Source organism: Paenibacillus polymyxa M1, assembly GCF_000237325.1.
Classification (GTDB): Bacteria; Bacillota; Bacilli; order Paenibacillales; family Paenibacillaceae; genus Paenibacillus; species Paenibacillus polymyxa_C.
In genome coordinates this window covers 776,684-796,022 of record NC_017542.1, presented here as the reverse complement: position 1 = coordinate 796,022, position 19,339 = coordinate 776,684, and the positions used below count along the sequence as shown (strand labels likewise).

16 protein-coding genes are annotated in these 19,339 nt (G+C 46.9%); 6 read left to right on the top strand and 10 right to left on the bottom strand.

Going from position 1 to position 19,339, the window contains the following annotated elements:
• Nucleotides 1–57: 57 nt before the first annotated feature.
• The 6 genes from PPM_RS03530 to PPM_RS03505 form a co-directional block, all read right to left on the bottom strand.
• On the bottom strand, nucleotides 58–1,065 hold the full coding sequence (locus tag PPM_RS03530) for an AI-2E family transporter (RefSeq protein WP_013369319.1): 1,008 nt from the start codon (nucleotides 1,063–1,065) through the stop codon (nucleotides 58–60).
• 55 nt (nucleotides 1,066–1,120) lie between these two features.
• Nucleotides 1,121–1,537 carry a phosphate-starvation-inducible protein PsiE gene (gene psiE, locus PPM_RS03525; protein ID WP_013369318.1) on the bottom strand — a complete coding sequence of 139 codons (417 nt, stop codon included), beginning with the start codon at nucleotides 1,535–1,537 and terminating at the stop codon, nucleotides 1,121–1,123.
• A gap of 89 nt (nucleotides 1,538–1,626) precedes the next feature.
• Nucleotides 1,627–2,121 (bottom strand): DedA family protein, encoded by a 495-nt coding sequence (locus PPM_RS03520; RefSeq protein WP_013369317.1) that lies wholly within the window; start codon nucleotides 2,119–2,121, stop codon nucleotides 1,627–1,629.
• 22 nt (nucleotides 2,122–2,143) lie between these two features.
• Entirely contained in the window at nucleotides 2,144–2,653 is a 510-nt protein-coding gene (gene pssA, locus PPM_RS03515; protein ID WP_013369316.1) for a CDP-diacylglycerol--serine O-phosphatidyltransferase, read from the bottom strand.
• Between the two features lie 23 nt (nucleotides 2,654–2,676).
• Complete coding sequence (locus tag PPM_RS03510) at nucleotides 2,677–4,446, bottom strand: sensor histidine kinase (protein WP_013369315.1); 1,770 nt, start codon at nucleotides 4,444–4,446, stop codon at nucleotides 2,677–2,679.
• Nucleotides 4,443–5,123, bottom strand: a complete 681-nt coding sequence (locus PPM_RS03505) for a response regulator transcription factor (RefSeq protein ID WP_014599457.1) — start codon at nucleotides 5,121–5,123, stop codon at nucleotides 4,443–4,445. The genes PPM_RS03510 and PPM_RS03505 overlap by 4 nt, the downstream gene beginning before the upstream one ends.
• Before the next feature lie 213 nt (nucleotides 5,124–5,336).
• Here PPM_RS03505 and PPM_RS03500 point away from each other — a divergent pair, with 213 nt between their 5' ends.
• Both PPM_RS03500 and PPM_RS03495 read left to right on the top strand, forming a co-directional pair.
• Nucleotides 5,337–6,680: a glycoside hydrolase family 30 protein gene (locus PPM_RS03500; RefSeq protein ID WP_013369313.1), complete on the top strand. Its 1,344-nt coding sequence runs from the start codon at nucleotides 5,337–5,339 to the stop codon at nucleotides 6,678–6,680.
• Nucleotides 6,681–6,843: 163 nt separating this feature from the next.
• Nucleotides 6,844–7,239 carry a winged helix-turn-helix transcriptional regulator gene (locus tag PPM_RS03495; RefSeq protein WP_013369312.1) on the top strand — a complete coding sequence of 132 codons (396 nt, stop codon included), beginning with the start codon at nucleotides 6,844–6,846 and terminating at the stop codon, nucleotides 7,237–7,239.
• Between the two features lie 304 nt (nucleotides 7,240–7,543).
• Here the strand turns inward: PPM_RS03495 and PPM_RS03490 are convergent, their stop codons facing one another.
• Complete coding sequence (locus tag PPM_RS03490) at nucleotides 7,544–8,035, bottom strand: phenolic acid decarboxylase (protein WP_013308656.1); 492 nt, start codon at nucleotides 8,033–8,035, stop codon at nucleotides 7,544–7,546.
• 160 nt (nucleotides 8,036–8,195) lie between these two features.
• Here PPM_RS03490 and PPM_RS03485 point away from each other — a divergent pair, with 160 nt between their 5' ends.
• The gene (locus PPM_RS03485) at nucleotides 8,196–8,744 is read left to right on the top strand and encodes a PadR family transcriptional regulator (RefSeq protein WP_013369310.1); all 549 of its coding nucleotides are present in this window, start codon (nucleotides 8,196–8,198) and stop codon (nucleotides 8,742–8,744) included.
• Nucleotides 8,745–8,818: 74 nt separating this feature from the next.
• Here PPM_RS03485 and PPM_RS03480 read toward each other — a convergent pair whose 3' ends face one another.
• From PPM_RS03480 to PPM_RS03470, 3 genes are read right to left on the bottom strand one after another with little or no spacing between them, the layout of a single operon-like run.
• Nucleotides 8,819–10,024, bottom strand: a complete 1,206-nt coding sequence (locus PPM_RS03480; RefSeq protein WP_013369309.1) for a Ger(x)C family spore germination protein — start codon at nucleotides 10,022–10,024, stop codon at nucleotides 8,819–8,821.
• Nucleotides 10,021–11,115 (bottom strand): GerAB/ArcD/ProY family transporter, encoded by a 1,095-nt coding sequence (locus PPM_RS03475; protein ID WP_013369308.1) that lies wholly within the window; start codon nucleotides 11,113–11,115, stop codon nucleotides 10,021–10,023. Before PPM_RS03475 ends, PPM_RS03480 begins: the two co-directional genes overlap by 4 nt.
• A 25-nt stretch (nucleotides 11,116–11,140) precedes the next feature.
• The gene (locus tag PPM_RS03470; RefSeq protein WP_013369307.1) at nucleotides 11,141–12,841 is read right to left on the bottom strand and encodes a spore germination protein; all 1,701 of its coding nucleotides are present in this window, start codon (nucleotides 12,839–12,841) and stop codon (nucleotides 11,141–11,143) included.
• Between the two features lie 245 nt (nucleotides 12,842–13,086).
• Here PPM_RS03470 and PPM_RS03465 point away from each other — a divergent pair, with 245 nt between their 5' ends.
• From PPM_RS03465 to PPM_RS03455, 3 genes are all read left to right on the top strand, one after another.
• Complete coding sequence (locus tag PPM_RS03465; protein WP_013369306.1) at nucleotides 13,087–13,428, top strand: phage tail protein; 342 nt, start codon at nucleotides 13,087–13,089, stop codon at nucleotides 13,426–13,428.
• Between the two features lie 48 nt (nucleotides 13,429–13,476).
• The gene (locus tag PPM_RS03460) at nucleotides 13,477–17,367 is read left to right on the top strand and encodes an immunoglobulin-like domain-containing protein (protein WP_013369305.1); all 3,891 of its coding nucleotides are present in this window, start codon (nucleotides 13,477–13,479) and stop codon (nucleotides 17,365–17,367) included.
• Nucleotides 17,368–17,580: 213 nt separating this feature from the next.
• Nucleotides 17,581–19,317: an exosporium glycoprotein BclB-related protein gene (locus tag PPM_RS03455; RefSeq protein ID WP_014599455.1), complete on the top strand. Its 1,737-nt coding sequence runs from the start codon at nucleotides 17,581–17,583 to the stop codon at nucleotides 19,315–19,317.
• Nucleotides 19,318–19,339 lie beyond the last annotated feature (22 nt).

Sequence of the window (19,339 nt, the reverse complement as noted above, 5' to 3'; positions counted from 1 at the left end):
GGCATTCATGATGAAGAATCCATGGTCACTACTATGTTCGTATCTGTCGTAAATATATTAGGTATCCTTCTCTTGCTTGCGTTGTACTCCAATCAAGTCAAGGAAGAAGACAAACAACGGAATACCTACAATCAAGCCCCACACCCCAATTAGATGCTCAGAGAAGATCAATACAACAAAGGTGAAGAAGATCGGTAAATTGGTTTTGGATGACATCAGCTTCGGGTTCAGGAAATAGGCTTCAATCGCATGAATAACTACGATCAGAATAACCAAGTAAATCACATAATTGATTCCTCCGACGCTAAAAGCAATCAGACCGAGCGGGATCAGGGAAATAAATACACCCGCCACTGGCACCAACCCCAACAAGAATATAATGAGCGCGAGGCCGAGCAGATTGGGAAAACCCATAATCCAAAGAGCTGTCGTCGTCAATATACAGTTAATGAGTGAAATCAATAGTTGAGCTTCCAGCACCTTCCCGAATGTACCCAGAAACATGCGTCCAAAATGGCCCACTTCCTTGAAGAACCAACCCAGCTTACTATCCACAAACGTAGCTGTAAAGCGTGTAATATAGGATTTTTCCATCAGAAAGAACAAACTCAAAATAATCGATACCAGCAGTTGTGTTCCCAGTTGGCTGATTTTCATTACCGCATTCCAGCCAGGCTCAAATAACCGCTGAACATTGAGCGTGTCCATAAATTCAATAATCGTTTCGTTCCATTGGTTACGATCAGGATACATGTAGGCTTGCTGAATCATGAGATACACCTGCTTGACCTGTACGCTGATTAGCGGCACCATTCGGTAAACTCCCCACACGATAATCAGGATCAGCAACCCGTATACCAGTAGCAGCACGATCATAGGCGGCACATTGGCGAACCGCTTGATCAGCTTATTCACACCGTTATATATACTGCCAATCAAGATCGTAAGCAACAGTGTTAACAAAATAATATTCATCATGCTTCTTAACATAAAGAGCAGTAAAACGATTATCGCAAGGACAGCTGCCCGCCTGACGCCTGCATGATTCATCCAGTTTCTTACCATTCGTCTTTATTCCCTCTCTCCTACTTGACTGTCACCCTTGCAATCTTCCTCGGCATTAACTTTCTCTCTTTAATAATTTACTGTTAGCAATCAATAGAGAACCTACCATGACTAGGATAGCAATGGACCACCAGAATGTATTTTGAGCATCATCATGGTCCACAATAATGAGCCTGATGACGGCCGTAATCCCAATATAGATGAAATAACGTAATGGAAAATGAAAATTGGTTTTAAAGTACTTAACTATTAATGCAATGAATTCAAAATACAAGAAGAATACAAGCAGTTCTTCCGTGAATTCATAGTAATTTTTGTCGGCTTCTGTATACAAGAACACATATGAAAATATGGACCATGTTTCTTTTAGAAGTAAGAAGCTTAAAATCAGCCCGACCAGAAACAGCGAGATGTTCAAGATTATTTGCAGAAAACCAGGTAACTTTTCAATATACTTCATTAGTGCATTCAATACAGATCCCCTCACTGGTTGTACAGGTTCTTTTATATTATATTATCGGTGCAATACATGAAAAATGCTACATTACTTTTGCGGTCACCTTAATGAAAATTTATATTCGCCCCCGCAATGTAACCAATAGAGATAAAGATCAGTGTCCATACCAGAGAACCGGCGCTGGCCACCAGCATATATTTTCGGACAGGCATCGCGCTAATCCCCGACAAATAGCTTGTTGCATGTCTGACTCCTGGAATAAAATAACCGAACAAAATGGTCCACAACCCAAAGCGTGCAAACCATCCTTTTACCCGTGCAAACCGCTTCGGTGTCAGTCCCACCCACTTGCCGTGCTTATCAACCAATGGCTGACCCAGCTTTTTGCCTAGCGTGTAACTGATCATCATCCCTGTCATCGCCCCAATGAAACTGACTAATATAGATAGGGAATAATTCAGTACCATGATAGAAGATAGATAGCCGACAAACACCATAATAATTTCATCAGGAACGGGTAGCCCTATAATTCCAAGGGCAAGAAGTGCAAAAATAGCGATATATCCGTATTGTGTAATCATGCTGATGGCCCATTCCATAGGGACGCCACCTCCTGACCGATTATTTTTTGAAGGACGGGAAGGGAATACGGCTAACCATTAGGAATGACAGCACTACCATGAGTGCCAGCAACACCCCCGGCTTCAAATGCTCACTCCATAAAAACATAAAGGACAAAATCACACCTGCGGCCGTAATGGGCATGCCAACAAAGCCTTTGCTAAAAGCCATCAGGTTGAATCTTGCCAACCTCACCGCACCGCATATCACAAACAACACAGCTACAAGCGGTCCTATCCAATGAGTATCTCCCAGCTTGTATAACAAGATCAAGAAAGCAGGGGCAACCCCAAATGAGACCACATCCGCCAGCGAATCAAGCTGTTTGCCAAAATCACTGGAGCAATGCAGCAGCCTTGCCAGCAAACCGTCTAATACATCCCATAAAGCAGCCACCACCACAAGAATAAAAGCGGTCATGTATTGCTCATGAATCGTGAAATACAGGGATAAGACCCCTGCCCCCAGGTTTGCAATCGTGCATAGTGAGGGCAACCAATTCCATTTCATACTCTTAACTCCTTTGCCGTAGCTTAGCCTCCGAATATAACGACAAAACGGACGCCGTCCTTGGTATTCTCCGCCTTATAGCGGAATTCGTGTAAATCGAGAATTCGTTTAACGATCGATAGCCCGAGTCCTGTCCCACCTGTCTGACGGCTACGGGAGAGCTCGGCCCGGTAAAAACGATTCCATATCAGCTCCAACTGATCGTCTGGGATGGTCTCACCCTTATTTTCAATGGAAAACGTATTGACTTCCCCAGAGCCTTCGATACGAATCGTGATGGAGCTTCCTTCCTCGGCATGCCGTATGGCGTTGACAACAAAGTTGATAATCACCTGTTCCATCCATCCTATATCGGCATGAATCGGCAGCTCATTGGCAGGAATAATAACCACTTCCAGCTTCTTCTCCTTCAACAGATGGAATAGCTTATCCACAACCTCCTCCACCAGCTCACTCAGGATAAAGGTCGCCTTGCGAAGCTTGAGGGTTCCAGACTCCAATTTGGCAAGGTCTAGCATATCCTTGACCAATCGCTCCATTTTGTCCGCTTCCTCTACAATGACCTTCATATAATGATCCTGCTTCCCCGCGCTAACCCCATCTTGTAGTCCTTCTGCGAATCCCTTGATGATACTTAACGGGGTTTTCAGCTCATGAGAAGCATTGGCAAAAAAGTCTTGTTGCACAGCCTCCATCCTCTGCTTCTGTTCCATGTCCTCGACCAATTGCTGATTGGCCTCCTGAAGCTCGCGCAAAGCTGTGTCCAGGTTCTGGGACAGGGTATACATGCTGTAGGACAGGCTGCCCAGCTCATCATTCTGCCGGATTGGCGTATGGGCTGTAAAATCGAGCTTGGCCATCCGCTTGGCGGTATTATTCAAAGTAATGAGCGGACGGGTTACCATTCGGGAATAGAACAGGGACAAAATCAGAATGAGTGCAAAACCGCCGATCCCCAGGTACAGATAAAACCATCGTAGAGCCTCATTCGTCTCACTGATTTCCTGCAACGATGTCACAGTGAACAAGAGATCGATCTCGCCTGTGCTCTGACGAACAGGATGGACGATAACTGCATTTCGTACCCCTGTCCAAGGTTCTGTCCAATCTTCTTCCAACACTTCAAAATTTTTGAGCCTCTCCAGATGATCCTGGGATAAAGGAAACCATTCCTCCAGCGCACTAAACAGCAGGCCTTGACGCTGGCTCCAGGTTTTCAGATCCGGCAGTACAATCTCTGTCACCGTACCGGACAGCCTTACACTGTCATTTGTGCTTGTCTCTTCCGAGTTTAAACCTATATTATTGAAACCGAGCTTCTGTATGCCTGTTGGATAAATTAAATTGGCAGAAGAGATGCCGTCAGATCCCAACATCTCACCTTCCACAGTGACCTGATCACCAGGCTGAATCCGGGCAGCTCTCAGCTCATCTCCGTGCTCACTCATAAATAGAGACAGCGATATTTTAACGACTTTACCATCTGCTTTTCTGAGACTGATATGAAACGCATCATCCAGCTTTACTTTGCCGTCCAACGTTACAATCGCCAACTGGTTTTTATTCTGAAGCATGAAGCGGGCCGCCTCACGCGAAACCCTGCCCGATCCCCAAGCCTCCTGGACATAACTTTGACCGAAGCTTTGCAAACGGCTTTCTACACGCCCAATCTTCTGTTTCTGATAAAAATTTTCAAAAAACAGCAGCTGACTTAAAATCACCATACCGTAAAAACACAGGAAAAACACAACTGTCATAATGAACAACTTAAAGGTAACTCCCCGTTTGTTCATTCTTCCTCCTCGAACCTGTAGCCTGTGCCAAAAACCGTGCGAATATGGCGTGATTCACGGCCCAGCTTACTTCTCAGCTTTTTGATATGCGTATCGACAACTCGTGTATCCCCTTCAAAATTGATACCCCACACCCGGTTCAGTATCGCATCCCGTGAAACTACGATGCCTTTATTATGTATAAGCAGCCGCAGCAACTCATACTCCTTGGGCGTCAATTCAACTTCCGCCTGATCCACCTCAAGCCGATGAGCCATCGTGTTGAGCATAGCACTGCCAAAACGCAAAATATGCGACTCCGGCTGCACATGCCCCTCCACCCGTTTCATCAGTGCGTTCGCGCGGGCAATCAGCACCTTGGGACTGAAAGGCTTGGTCACGTAGTCATCTGCCCCCAGCTCAAAGCCCAATATTTTATCATCATCACCGGATTTGGCCGTCAGCAAAATAATCGGTACCCCTGAACGGCTGCGTACCTGACGGCATACTTCCCAGCCATCCAGCTCAGGCATCATAATATCGAGTATAATTAGTTCCGGTTGCACCGAATCGAACCAGAGGAGTGCATCTTTTCCATTGCCTGCTTCATAGACTTCCCAATTATTTTGTTTAAAATAATCCGCAATCACTTCACGAATACGTATTTCATCCTCCACGAGAAGAACTCTTTTATTCAAATCGACTTCCCTCTTTCGGTCATTCTAGGACAACAGCATATCAAAGAGATGTGTACTTTATGTGTTCTCACTACTTTTTATCTACAGAAACTTCCCATCCGCAAATTTCACCTTGGATTAGGGCAAATTTGTCTTCGCTCAGACCATCTCTTCCCCTAAAATCCTACCCTATAATAGGTAGAGATACAAAAAGCCTGAACAGGGGGATAACATATGAGCAATCAAACCATTCAGTGGTTTTCCACTTCCAAAGCTAATGCTTGGAAATCCCAAGCTCATCATTTGACCGAAACCCAAGAGAGTGCCGACCTAACCCTTACGGGAGAAGCATATCAGCTCGTCGAGGGCTTTGGCGGCTGTTTTAATGAATTGAGTTATGTAGCTCTGAATCATTTGGACAGCGAAGAACGAGAGCAGGTGCTTCATGCTCTCTTTCACCCGGAGGGCGAGCACAAATTCACAATCTGCCGACTTCCTATTGGAGCGAGTGATTACGCGCTGGAATGGTACAGCCACAATGAAACGGATGGCGACATGGAGATGAAGCACTTTTCCATTGAGCGCGATCAGCAATATCTCATACCTTTTATTCGGGAAGCGTTACAACTCAATCCAGACTTGAAGCTGTTCGCCTCACCCTGGAGTCCACCGACATGGATGAAATCACCCAAAGCTTACAATTACGGCACACTGCGCTGGGAAAAGGATATTTTGAAAGCGTATGCATTGTACTTTGTCAAATTTGTTCAGGCATACCGCAAGGCAGGCATTACGATTCACCAGGTTCATGTTCAAAATGAAGTCATTGCCGATCAGAAGTTCCCTTCCTGTGTATGGACCGGAGAACAGCTGCGTGAATTTATTCGCAACTATTTGGGGCCCGCTTTTGAGGAACATGGGCTGGATACAGAGATTTGGCTGGGTACCATTAACGCCCCTGATCCGTGGGAGGAATTAATGAAAAAGACGTCGACCGGATTTGATGAGTATGCCCACACCGTGTTGAGTGACCCCGAGGCCTATAAATATATTAAAGGGGTAGGCTATCAATGGGCAGGCAAAAATGCCATTCAGCGCACTGTAGCCAGCTATCCTGAGCTTCGTTACATGCAAACCGAAAATGAATGCGGAAACGGAGAAAACTCATGGGACTACGCCAAATACGTATATAACCTGTATCAGCACTATTTCACCAATGGTGTGAATGCTTATATTTACTGGAATATGGTTTTGGAGCCGAAAGGCAAGAGCACATGGGGCTGGGAGCAAAATTCGATGATCACCGTGGATCCAGCGAATCGAAAACCTATTCTGAACCCGGAATATTACGTTATGAAGCACTTTTCTCATTTTGTATTACCAGGGGCCAGACGCATTGGAATTCGGGGTTCATGGGCTGGAAATGCGGTTGCTTTTCAAAATACAGACGGACAAAAGGTTCTGGTCATCGCCAACCCGTTTAAGGAATCTCGCGTGCTGAATCTGTCTGTCGGAGAAACAACACACCGTTTGGAGCTGGAGCCGGAGTCCTTTAACACCATCGTTATTCCTGCTTAACCGTTGTAGATTTCTGGAAGCTTCCAGTCTGGCGCACATCATCAGATTGTGATTTCAGTCGATTCGTATCCCATCGTATGCATAGTTTCCAAAATGGATGTATCTCCTTTTGCGTACTGTAGTTATACATAGTATACTTGGAATAACTACGGACAGGAGGTCGATGAACATCACAACTGTAAAAGACCGGATTGATTTGAAACTGATTAATTGTGATAAAGAATTGACTCTCGCGGTCATCGGTGGCAAATGGAAGCTGATTATTTTGTGGCATCTTGGTATGGAAGGCACCAAGCGGTTCGGTGAATTGAAGAAGCTGATCCCCCACATCACGCAAAAAATGCTGACCAATCAATTACGCGAGCTGGAAGAAGATAAACTCATTCTGCGTACAGTCTATCCTGTCGTCCCTCCACATGTGGAATATTCACTGACCGAGCATGGTGAAAGCTTGATTCCGGTACTGCGAGCGATGTACGATTGGGGATCTAACTATCGCGAGAACGTGATCTGGAAAGAAGAAAAAGAAGAAGTGATTCAGGATGTAACACCCGTGTGATTCAGCTAAACAAGCATTTTGTAAAATGCAGATATATATTTTTCATAAAGACGACCCTGGGATGACCTGGGGTTGTTTTTTTGTAATATAAAGACCATCGTCAATTTCCTGATCCAGAACAGTATCAACATCATTGCTGCGGCTTGCTTACTATGTCGTGTAACGGCGCTCAGGGCCTGGCGGAATATAAGCTGCGACCATCCTCCACCACTCCATTAAGCAATCCACTCTCCAGTTCACGTAAAAAAGCCTGAGACTGCTTACCACAGGCTCAGGCTGTACAACTTCCATTAACAAACTTCGATTACACTTGCAGCTTCCCTGCGCGTATGTCGTCTGTCATTCCAGCGTAAGGCGCTTGGGAGATTAATTGTTCGTTGTTTACACCTGCATTTTCGATGAAGGTAATATCCGCAAATTCAGGAACCACATACTTCGGATACGTTTCATACTTTTCACGCGATTCTTCCATCAGCGGAATAAAATCGTTTTGGTAGCGTACTGTGATTTCCGGATGCTCATGAACCCATTTTGGGAAGAAAATAATGCCATGCATCCGTTTTTCCTCAGGCATAAAGTTCAGGGAAACGTCTGTGCCTGTCGGTTCGGTCCACGATACTTTATACACATTCTCTACCAGCTTCACCAGATTGACCTTCTGATCACGTACCCAGCGTCCGCCTACCATCCCACTATGAATGCGATAATCAATCGTATCCTCATTTTTAATATATATTTCGTACTCCCAGCCATTCTCATAGGTGTAAATCATGTGACTGCCGATAAACTTGTCCATCTTGCATCCTTCTTTCCTTATTATGAGTTTATGAATTGAACAAGACACCAAAATAATAAACAATCATTCAAACATGTAAATATAAACATGTTTTATGATACATATAAATTGTAGCGCTGTGATATACTATTGTCAAATACCCATTGCGAGGAGAACAACGTTGAAACGCACATTAAAATATGCCATTTTGGGTCTGGTTCACAAAGAGGAAATGAGCGGCTATGATATTACGAGCCAATTCAAGCAGGAAATCGGACAATTTTGGAGCGCCAAGCACAGTCAGATTTACCCCGAGCTTAAAAGGCTGACCGAAGAGGGACTCATTGAATATCGCACGTCCATTACGGGAGCCAAGCTGGAAAAGAAGCTGTACTGTATAACCCCCAAAGGGACCCAGGAGCTAACTGAATGGCTGCTAAGCCCCAAAGAGTTACCGGAAACAGAAAAGGATGAGTTTATGCTTATGCTGTATTTCTCAGCAGCCATCCCCAAAGAAGAAAGCAAGCGCTTGTTCGAGGACCAGATTGCCAAACGAGAAGAAAAGCTGGAATACCTGTACGAAAGTAAAAAATCCCTTCAACGGTTGGACGAGAACCTTCAAGTGCCCGGATCTAGTCAATTCGGCCATTATTTAGTGCTGAGCCGTGCTATTAATCGGGAAGAAAGCTATATTACATGGCTGAAAGAAACACTATCTCTATTTAAATAGACTTAAAAAACCTTCAATTCCACTTGGATTCGTGGTATTGAAGGTTTGTCCATAACAGGTGCAAACGAAATTCCTCAGTCTGCCGTCGTAATCGAAGAGCCGTAATCTTCAATATGAATATCTGTGCTAAACCTTACGGGAATGGTGCTGAAGGTGGTATCCCAATCCTTTTTGACCTTACGCCAAACTTTAGGATGTTGAATCCTCAAGGCTTCTCCGAAACCTCCCACATCAACCTTCAGTTTTTGCATTTTAGCTACGGTTTGTTCAGCCAATGAATTCACTTTCTCCTGAAAAAGACTCTCTTCTTGTCCAAGCACATTGTTGTTGCGCAAATTTTCATTCTTTTTATGCACCTCTGAAACACGTCCTTCGGAGGTCATTTTGACCTGAAAGAAAATGTCATCCCCCTGAACGATGGCCTTGATCTTGCTTTTCACCGCTTTGATCTCATATGCTATGTTTTTACCGGTCTTCGGATCGCTGCTTTTCAGCACGCCTCCCTTCAGATCGCCTTTGATCCACATAAGACCCTCCACCTCTGACTCATTCAGATAACCACCGTATGTTTGCGTCTTTCCCTTAATGATTCCCGCACCTGCAAGCTTGATTTCATTCTCTGCTGTAATGACATTGGGCAATATAAAGCTTCTTTCGCCCTTCATGGGTCCAATCACTTTAACCAAAGCCATGGGTTTTATCAACCGTGCGTTCCGTTTCCGGTTTTGGAAAATATCCTTTAAAATATAGGCAGGAATCTGACCAGGAATTTTCTCTTGAAGCGCATGACCCGCCTTTTCTGTACTAATCAGTAGCTGTACGCTGGGCCGAATGTCATTATCCCCCAAGAAAAAGTCCAGCAGCTCATACAACGGAATCTTGCGAAGCAGACTGGAGCTGATAATAACGGTTTTCAAATGTTGCCCAATAGGAGGACGATTGGTCCGCAAAGAAATTTCTCTTATCATTTCAAAAACAGAATCTCCTGTTTCCGTAATATTAAAAAATTTTTTGGCTTGTGGAGAGGAGCTGTTGGAGCCGCCGCTTTCCTCTGGAATGACAAATTGAAAGGTTCCTGTAATTAAATCCTTTTTTGGATAATTTCCCCCTTCCTGATTAATTTGTTTTTCTTGCGAGGATTCTTCCGCTATATCCAAAGCAATACCTGTCTCCAGATTTAGATCCTCCACTGGTGAACTGCTCCAGCAACCTGAAAGTGTACAGCACATCAGAAGAGCCATCAATCCGAGTAATCCTGACTGGACACGAACACGATTCATGAGCGTGCCCCCCTCCAGTACGAAATAAGCAACAGTGGCAGTGGAAGTAGCGCGAATAAAGCGAACGCTACATTTCCGATAACCGTTCCAAAAGAAAATAGCTCATTCAAGTTTTTCGGAATTTGGGATAAGAGGTAGATAAACGGAAGCAAAATGAACAACATCTTGGAATAAGAGCTATTCAAAATTTGAGATACTCCGAGCGAAGCACAATAAAAAGCAATACTGAATGTGGCAAAAATCTGCATGATCCAAATGGTCAACAATAAGGATTCGAATCGTTCCAATAACAGATACTCCACTTCAAAGCTGCGGGCCAAATCTAGAAATGGCCAGGTTCTGCTCAAGACTCCTTCCAACGAAAAAGCGCCAATGCAGAGGATCAGCGTAGCTGTATAAAAGGCGACCGCGATCCCGATCGCCAGTCCGATTGCCTTCGTTGCCTTCTCAGGTTTTTCCATCCGACAAAGAATAATCAGCAAGGACTCTGTCCCCGTTAATGTCAGGATTGTAGTCTTGAGCGTTCTAAGCACTGGCATTACCCCCTCCGACAAGACAGGACGCAAGTTATTCAATTCAAAAATATTTAAACTCAGCAAGCAGATCAGCAAAAAGATAGCCGCCGAAACCGGAAATATCAGTTGACATATCTTTCCTAATGAACCCACTCCCCCCATGCATAGGTACAGAGAGAGCCACATAAAAGGTGCTGAAATCGCCCACGCCGGAGTGCCTTCAAGCAGAAAGAACGACGTTACTTCCTCCACAGATCGGATTTCAAATGCGGCTATACAAACAAAATAAATAACAATCAGCATGCCAATCCCTTTGCCAATGAATTTGCCTGTTATCCGCTGAACATACTGGTAAAAGGTGCTTTCTGGAAATCGCGAGCTTAGTTTGACTATAACCCATCCGAACAGGAAAGTGGCCGCCCCTGCTAGAATGACAGATATCCACGCATCCGGTGTTTTTGCAGCTTCAACGGCTACTCTGGGAAGGGTAAGCAACCCGGCAGCCAGCATAAAGCAAACCACAATTGCCGTCGTCTGTAACGTTGTAATTTTATCCGTTTTTTTCCCACGGGCCATCTTGCTCCCTCCTGTGTTGTTGAACTCATCCTTGTCGCTTGGGGTCTTTATGCTTCAATAAAATGGGCCTGTTTTTCATAAATTGCAACGGTGCTCGTATGAAGTAATCTTTCCAGTCCTTGAACGAACGTGGGGTCGTTAGACTAAGGAAAGGTACGCCGAAGCTGTGTAATTTCACCATATGAATACTCAGCATCAAGAAAAACATGATCACGCCGTACAAGCCAAAGATGGACGCCGTGAACATGGCACCGAAACGAAGAACTCGCATGGAAATTCCGGCACTGTATACAGGTGAAGCAAAAGAGGAAATGGCCGTAACCGCCACCACAATGACCAGAATCGGGCTTACAATCCCGGCATTAACAGCGGCCTGTCCAATAATCAAACCGCCGACGATGCCCATGGCTGGACCGATGGGTTTAGGGAGCCGAAGCCCTGCCTCACGTAAAATTTCAATGGAAATTTCCATAATTAGGGCCTCGATCAACGTCGAAAATGGAACCCCCTGTCTCGCACTGATAATGGAAATGACCAGCTTGGTCGGAATCAGTCCGGGATGAAACGAGATAAAGGAGATATAGAGCGCCGGGGCGAACAGCGATATGAAAGTTGCCATAAAGCGAAGAAATCGAATAAGTGACCCCGGTAGCCATCGCTCATAATAATCTTCGGGAGATTGGAGCATCATCCCGTACGTTACAGGCATAATAAGCGCAAAAGGTGTACCGTCCAGCAGAATCGCTACACGTCCCTCTAGCAATGCAGCCATGACTCGATCTGGTCTCTCTGTATTTTGAATTTGCAGAAATGGGCTGAGAAAATTATCCTCAATAAGTTGCTCTACATAGCCTGACTCCAGTACCTCATCCATATCTATCGTTTGGACCCGCCGCTTCACCTCATCTACAAGCTCCGGGTCGGCAATATCTCTGAAATACACTACCATCAGCTGTTTTTCCACTCTTTTGCCGACTTTGAAGGAAGACATAGCCAGTTCCGTACTTTCTCCATGTCTGCGCAGCATCGCTGTATTGTCGCTGAGTGTCTCTGTAAAGCCGACTCGTGGTCCGCGCAGCACCGATTCCGATATCGGGTCTTCCACCCCTCGTGTACTCCCTTTGGGCGTACCCAGTACAAAAGCACCGGGTATGCCCTGAATCATGAGTATGACTGAACCGAACAGCACCTTTTGCAAGGAAAACTGTACCTCTAACGTATACTCTGTCTCCGATACCAGCATGACCTGGTGAACAATCATATCCCGAAGCTCTTTTCCTCGCGGAAGCTCTTCCCTTTCTTGCCCGGAGCTGCCCCAATCCATTAGCGGCTTTAAAATGTTCTGATCCATGCCAACCTTGTCCGTTAATCCATCTACAAAAAAAAGTGTGCCTTCAGCGTTCAGATTCTCCAAAAAAATCGATCGTTCGTTTACGTCTGCCATATCCGTGACTGCTTGTCTGATTTTGGCTACATTGGCTTCATAATCTTCGGTAAAGGTCCCCTTTGCCTTCTCTGCCTCACTGACAGACGGATTATGATCAGCCTGCTCCGAACGATCTTCCTCTTCTAGCAGCTTCAATCGCTCCTTGCGTCTGCTTTCCCGGCCATCCAGCGCTTTAAGTTGTCGTACTGTAAGAAAAATAATCAAAGGGATGATAAATAAAAAGAGGGCTTCCACCCACACATTCCATTTGGGCACATGAGTTCCGATGACCTTCCACACGTTCATTCCTCCTTGAATTCCACCCGATTTGTATATAGATTTACCTGGATTAGAAAAAAGATGCATGAAAGATGGACCAGATGGAATAAATTTCTTTGCTCACAAAAGGAATAAAAAGGTGAATTTGATAGATGAACTGTATTGCAAAAGTGGAAATCCATGATAATATCTATTCATTCTATGACTAATGTCACAAATTTGTTGAATTCGTGGTCCATTATTCGAATCTAAAAGGAGTTGTAGGTATGAAGAATCATTTTTTGAAAAAAACCGCTGTATTGAGTCTGCTGGCGGTCATTTTGTTAGGAGGAACGGCAATCAGTCCCAAACAGGCTCAAGCATCGCCCGAGCCTTATATTGGGGAAATTACGATGTATCCGTATACGTACGCTCCTAAGGGCTGGATAAAATGCGAGGGTCAACTCCTGGATATTTCTCAGAATTCAGTATTATTCAGCCTGCTGGGCACTAATTTTGGCGGTGATGGAGTGCGTACATTTGCATTGCCTGACTTGCGCGGAGCTTCCCCGTTGCCGAATGTAAACTACTACATCGCTACCGAGGGGCCATACCCTTCCCGCCCATAATATGAATACATCAATAAGTGTGCTATTTAATAAAGAAGAGGTGATAGCGTGCTCGAAGGCAATAGCTTCACACGCAATAAGTTAAAACCCTACCGTGTGCTGGTTCCACTCATGCCATTGATCAGTGGTGCGTTCCTGTTCATAGGGACGAATGAAGCCCATGCTGCCGGTTGGGAAAATGTAGTGTTTAACAAACCAACTACATCCAGCGGTTACACCCAGCCCTATGATCCCTCCAGGGCTGTGGATGGGTCAGTCGACCCGACAAGCCGCTGGTATCAGGCAAGCAATGGTGAAAAATGGATCCAGGTAGATCTGAGAGACTGGTATATCGTAGATCGATATGTTGTTACAGGTATGGGTGTCCATTATGGATGGAACGATCAACGTGATCCATACAGTTTCCGATTGCAGACGAGCAGCAACGGATTTAATTGGGCGACTGTGGATACCGTGCAGAATAATGGGAGTTCTAATTTTCAAAAAAGCATTCCCCCTGTAACTGCACGATACCTGCGATTATATATTGATCAAGGAAATGCAAGAAACAATCAATGGGCTTCCATCATGGAATTCGCGGCTTATGGGGAGCGATTACCCGTTCCACAGGCCCCGGGCCATTTTACAGGTATTAAAAATGGAAATACGGTGGAGTTAAGCTGGGATGCCGTTCCTTATGCAACTTCCTACAAAGTCGTGCGTGATGGTATAACGCTCTACACAGGCAGCCTAACCCAATTCATAGACACTTCAGCATTGCCGCCAGGTGAAGCAGTTTACACAGTTCAAGCCGTGAATGCTAAAGGGGAGAGCACTCCCTCAGAAGTCAAAGTGAACATACTTACCGATGCAGAGAGAGTTGCACAGGCAAAAGCTGCACTTGCTCTAAGTCTCGCACCTGGAGATACGGTGGAATCGGTATCCCAAAAGCTGACCCTGCCACTCACTGGGTTGAATGATACGACGGTGAGCTGGAGTTCGGATACTCCTGACGTTATTACGAACGAAGGAGCTGTAATACGCCCGCGGTACGATCTGGGTGATCAAAAGGTAAAACTGACAGCAACGATTGCAAAAGGAACCGCCTCGGATACCCAAACTTTTGAAGTTACCGTTTCGAAGATGACTGCTCAAGATACATTGAATCAAGCAGCAGATATCCTATCGCTTGGCGATTTGTCTGCGGTACAAGAAAATGTATCTCTCCCTTTATCCGGTTATGGCGGAGTGCAGATCGAATGGTCCTCGTCCAAACCTCTTGTCATTGCAGCAGATGGAACACTCACCAGACCTTCCTACAGTAGTGGAGATACCGACGTTACCCTAACGGCCACCCTGCAACTTGCAGGCTTAACGAAAACAAAGGATTTTACTGCACACGTACTGCGTCTGCCGATGAGCGACACTGAAGCCGTGAACGCAGCATACAGAGCACTTGAACTACCGCTAACGACAGTAACCGGAGACGTATATTTGGCAAAGGATGCTCTGAATGGTGTTCAGGTGTCATGGTCGTCGAGCCAGCCGCAGTTCCTGGATCATACTGGACATGTCACCTTCCCTACCTACGTACAGGGCGATCAGACCATCACGCTTGAAGCGATTGTGTCAAGAGGTGGGATTGAGCTTCGAAAAACCTTCAGCCTGCTCGTACCCGCATTGCCCGTAAGCGCTGATGAAGCAGTGAATTTGGCGGCAAAAACACTAAATCTGGATTACCCGGAAGGGATTAAGGATTCCATCACCCTGCCTCGTACAGGGGCATTCGACACCCAGATCGACTGGTCTTCGGATCGACCAAATATCCTCAGTGACAGTGGTCAGGTGAATCGGCCTAAATATACAGACGGTGATATGAATGTACAGTTAATTGCTATGATTTCTAAAGGTATAGCTTCTGTCCAAAAAACATTCACGATTACCGTGCTGAAAGCATTGCCGAATACACCTTATGTACGACTGAACGGCAGTAATCCAATTGTTCTGGAAACTGGGGATAGCTTCACTGATCCAGGAGCCAGCGTACTGGACAGTGTATACGGCAATATTCTGATTCCCGATCTTTCAGGTATCGGCAATGTCGATACGAATGTACCTGGTGTATACGTATTGAACTATACTTATAGCGACAATGGAAGTTGGACTGCAGAGCCGGCAGAACGCCGTATAAACGTGCTGCCCCGTGCTGTTGCAGCCGCAGCAGGCGATGAGGACATTGCCTCTGTGATCGTCACAGGCGCTTTACCGAACGCACGGCTTGAACTGTATAATGCTCAGCAGGAGCTTATAGCGGAAGGAATCGCTTCGAGTGAGGGAAAATATACATTTACACCAGTACCCGAAGGAGCCAGCTACTATGTGCTACAAAACGTAAATGGCATGAAGAGCGCGCCCTCTGGGCTAGTGTCTCCACAAGGATTAACCGCGCAGCGTGTCGCGGATTCCATCACAAGCATACCTGCCCCTACAACAAGTGATACAATGCTTATTCTGCCTGCTGTACCCGATGGCTTCCGTGTGACCATCAGCAGCAGTAGTCAACCAGACATCGTGCGTACAGACGGAACTATTTTTCAGAGAGACACTCCTTCCGTTGTCACTATAATATTGGATGTCATGAAGGCAAGCGATGGTTCTCATGCTTTGACGCAGGCCATAAAAGTCATCGTCCCTGCTAAAGTGACTGTGGACACAGGCAAGTCTAACAAAGATAAGAATGAGGATCAGGATCTGTCTGCTGGCGTACAACAGATCGTTTTTTCAGAGCAAGGGAAAGCTGTTTCCCTCTTTGTTCCTTCGCCGGCATTTCTGGATGAACAGATTCAACAAGCACTGCGCGAAGGCAAGGCATACGCTGACATTCGTTTGGAGCAGGAAAAGCAAATGAGCCGTGTTCTCCTGACTCATTCTGTACTGAATAAATGGGCGCAGATTGGAGCTTCGGTGATCTCCCGTTATGGAACACTGATGCTATCCAGTGACACACTAACCAGCATGGCCGCCTCAGGTCAGCAGGACGTTACCATTTCATTTCAGCAGGCAGATCAGCAATTCCGAGATTGGGCTGAGCAACAATCCAACCTGAAGCTGATAGGAGCGGCTGTAGAAATTAAAGCTAACGTGACAGGGACTTCGTCCATCGTTCTGCCGCTGGATAGCGAATCTTCAAGTGAATTGCAGAATGTAGAACCCCAATTCTCTATTCTTGTGATGTATGAAAATGGCGAGCGCGAGATTCTAAAGGGCACTGCTGTGATAAATTCACAAGGAATTTTGTCGGGTGTGAGTCTGAATACACCTCGGTTAGGTACCTTCGCTGTTGCCGTCTCTACGGACGCGTCTCAGGTTGATCAGACCGATGTACAAAATGACCCAATCCATTCGTCAGATTCGCAAGAGCCAGCTCAAGTGTGGCCGGACCTACAAGATCACTGGGCAGCGAAGTCCCTACAATCTCTTGCAGCCAAAGGCTGGATGCAGGGCTATAAAGATGGCAACATGCGCCCTGAGCGTGCGGTAAGCCGTGCAGAATTTGTAGCCATATTGATCAGGGCTTTAGGAACTACTGGAGACGAAAGCCTGTCTACCTCATTTACAGATATGAAGGGGCACTGGGCTGGATCAGCCGTGGATGCCGCTCACCGTCAGGGATGGATTCAAGGACTAACCGCTCAGACGTTCGGACCTGATGAAAGTCTTACGCGTGAACAGGCGATGGTGATCCTGTCACACGCGATGCAGAAACAGACATCCGTTTCCAGCCCTACTGGACTGCAATCTTACAAAGATGATCAGCAGATTGCTTCCTGGGCTTCCACAGCATTCGAGAAAGCCATAGGTTCGGGTTGGATTAGCGGGTATCCTGATGGAACACTCAAACCAAAAGCCGCCATCAGCAGAGGCGAGATGGCTGAACTGCTGGTACGAATTTTCAAATAAATCTTTCGAAGACGTATAATCTAATAGACTACACACTAAAGCGCGGTCCCAGGCTATTTGGGGACCGCGCTTTTTGTTATCAATATTTTATTAAGCTTTGCTTGTGTATTCACCCTTTTCGCTTCAATAAATATATTATGAATATCTGTAAAACGGGGCGATTAACCATCTGTCACCTCTACAGTAGGAAGAATGAGGAGGAGATACTTGAGCATGAAACATAAAAGACCGTTCAGGTTCAGTGGTGCTTCAAAAAAAGACGAGGACTGCAAACCACCAAGAGATAATAGAAGTATCGAAGCGCTTCTCAAGCTTATTCATGAATTGACCTCGATCGTCCCACTTGTATTCGCAAACCCTTCTGCGGCTAATGTATCTTTATTGCAACAGATTTTAAGACAATTGCTGTCTCTGGCGAAAAGTTTAAGACTTAGAAGCGGGGCTAAGGCAGATTTACTGGCGGCGTTGGAACTTGCTATTGTAGCATTAGAAGCCACACCTTTCTCTCCGATCAGCGTAGGTACTACATTACAGCAACTGCTGGATGCCCTATTGTCCATCGTTCTACAGGAATCCCTCAATTCAACTCTTAAAGACAGTTTAATCCGTGCAATCAGAACTGCGGGTACGACGGTTAGCAACGCACTAAGTGAACCGTATTTGTCAGGGGAGCCCGGCCCACAAGGGCCTCCGGGACCTGTGGGGCCTGGTGGTGCGCCTGGTCCAGCAGGTGTGCCGGGCCCACCAGGACCTCCCGGACCTGTGGGGCCTGGCGGTGCGCCTGGTCCAGCAGGTGTACCGGGTCCACCAGGACCTCCCGGGCCTGTAGGGGCCGCTGGACCTATCGGAGCTGAAGGGCCTGCCGGGCCTGTCGGAGCCGCTGGGCCTATCGGAGCCGTCGGACCTGCTGGGCCTGCTGGGCCTGCCGGGGGTGTAACAGGCGCCACGGGCGCTACGGGCGCTGATGGTTTGGTCGGACCCGCTGGAGCCACAGGGCCGACTGGCGCTGATGGACTGCCAGGCGCAGTTGGTGCGGTCGGGCCCGCTGGAGCCACTGGACCGACTGGCGCCGATGGACTGCCGGGCGCGGTTGGCGCGGCCGGGCCTGCTGGAGCCACTGGACCGACCGGCGCTGATGGACTGCCGGGCGCAGTTGGCGCGGCCGGGCCCGCTGGAGCCACTGGACCGACCGGCGCTGATGGACTGCCGGGCGCGGTTGGTGCGGTCGGGCCCGCTGGAGCCACTGGACCGACTGGCGCTGATGGACTGCCGGGCGCAGTTGGCGCGGCCGGGCCCGCTGGAGCCACTGGACCGACCGGCGCTGATGGACTGCCGGGCGCGGTTGGTGCGGTCGGGCCCGCTGGAGCCACGGGCGCTACAGGTGTCGGCGGAGCTACTGGAGCCACTGGAGTTACTGGAGCCACCGGTTCAGGGGCAATTATCCCGTTTGCCTCCGGTGGTCCTGCTATACTGACAACCGTTCTTGGCGGATTGGTAGGAACCACAAGTTTGATTGGTTTCGGAAGCTCAGCTACAGGTATTGGCCTTGTAAATGGGGTTATAGACCTCACAGGTACGCTTGTAGGACCACTCATTAACTTTGCTTTTTCCGTTCCACGGGGGGGTGTAATCACATCCATTACCGGATATTTCAGTACAACTGCTGCTCTAACCCTCTTAGGATCATCCGTTAGCATTACTGCCCAGTTGTTTAGTTCCCCGACACCTAATAACACCTTTATAGCCGTTCCCGGAGCTACCGTTACATTGACTCCCCCACTAACTGACATCGTTGCTTTAGGAACGACTTCTAGTGGTATTGCTACTGGATTGGCTATACCCGTAACCGCGCAAACCCGTCTGCTTATGGTTTTCTCTGCCACTGCGACAGGCGTTTCCCTCGTCAACACCGTGGTGGGTTACGCAAGTGCAGGTGTCACTATTACCTGATCCAAAACAAAAAGGGCCCTGC

Bases quoted from the DNA above. Each gene is read 5' to 3' on its own strand.
- PPM_RS03530 (WP_013369319.1), bottom strand. From the start codon at position 1,065: ATGGTAAGAAACTGGATGAATCATGCAGGCGTCAGGCGGGCAGCTGTC.
- PPM_RS03520 (WP_013369317.1), bottom strand. From the start codon at position 2,121: ATGGAATGGGCCATCAGCATGATTACACAATACGGATATATCGCTATT.
- pssA (WP_013369316.1), bottom strand. From the start codon at position 2,653: ATGAAATGGAATTGGTTGCCCTCACTATGCACGATTGCAAACCTGGGG.
- PPM_RS03510 (WP_013369315.1), bottom strand. From the start codon at position 4,446: ATGAACAAACGGGGAGTTACCTTTAAGTTGTTCATTATGACAGTTGTG.
- PPM_RS03500 (WP_013369313.1), top strand. From the start codon at position 5,337: ATGAGCAATCAAACCATTCAGTGGTTTTCCACTTCCAAAGCTAATGCT.
- PPM_RS03495 (WP_013369312.1), top strand. From the start codon at position 6,844: ATGAACATCACAACTGTAAAAGACCGGATTGATTTGAAACTGATTAAT.
- PPM_RS03490 (WP_013308656.1), bottom strand. From the start codon at position 8,035: ATGGACAAGTTTATCGGCAGTCACATGATTTACACCTATGAGAATGGC.
- PPM_RS03480 (WP_013369309.1), bottom strand. From the start codon at position 10,024: ATGAATCGTGTTCGTGTCCAGTCAGGATTACTCGGATTGATGGCTCTT.
- PPM_RS03475 (WP_013369308.1), bottom strand. From the start codon at position 11,115: ATGGCCCGTGGGAAAAAAACGGATAAAATTACAACGTTACAGACGACG.
- PPM_RS03465 (WP_013369306.1), top strand. From the start codon at position 13,087: ATGAAGAATCATTTTTTGAAAAAAACCGCTGTATTGAGTCTGCTGGCG.
- PPM_RS03455 (WP_014599455.1), top strand. From the start codon at position 17,581: ATGAAACATAAAAGACCGTTCAGGTTCAGTGGTGCTTCAAAAAAAGAC.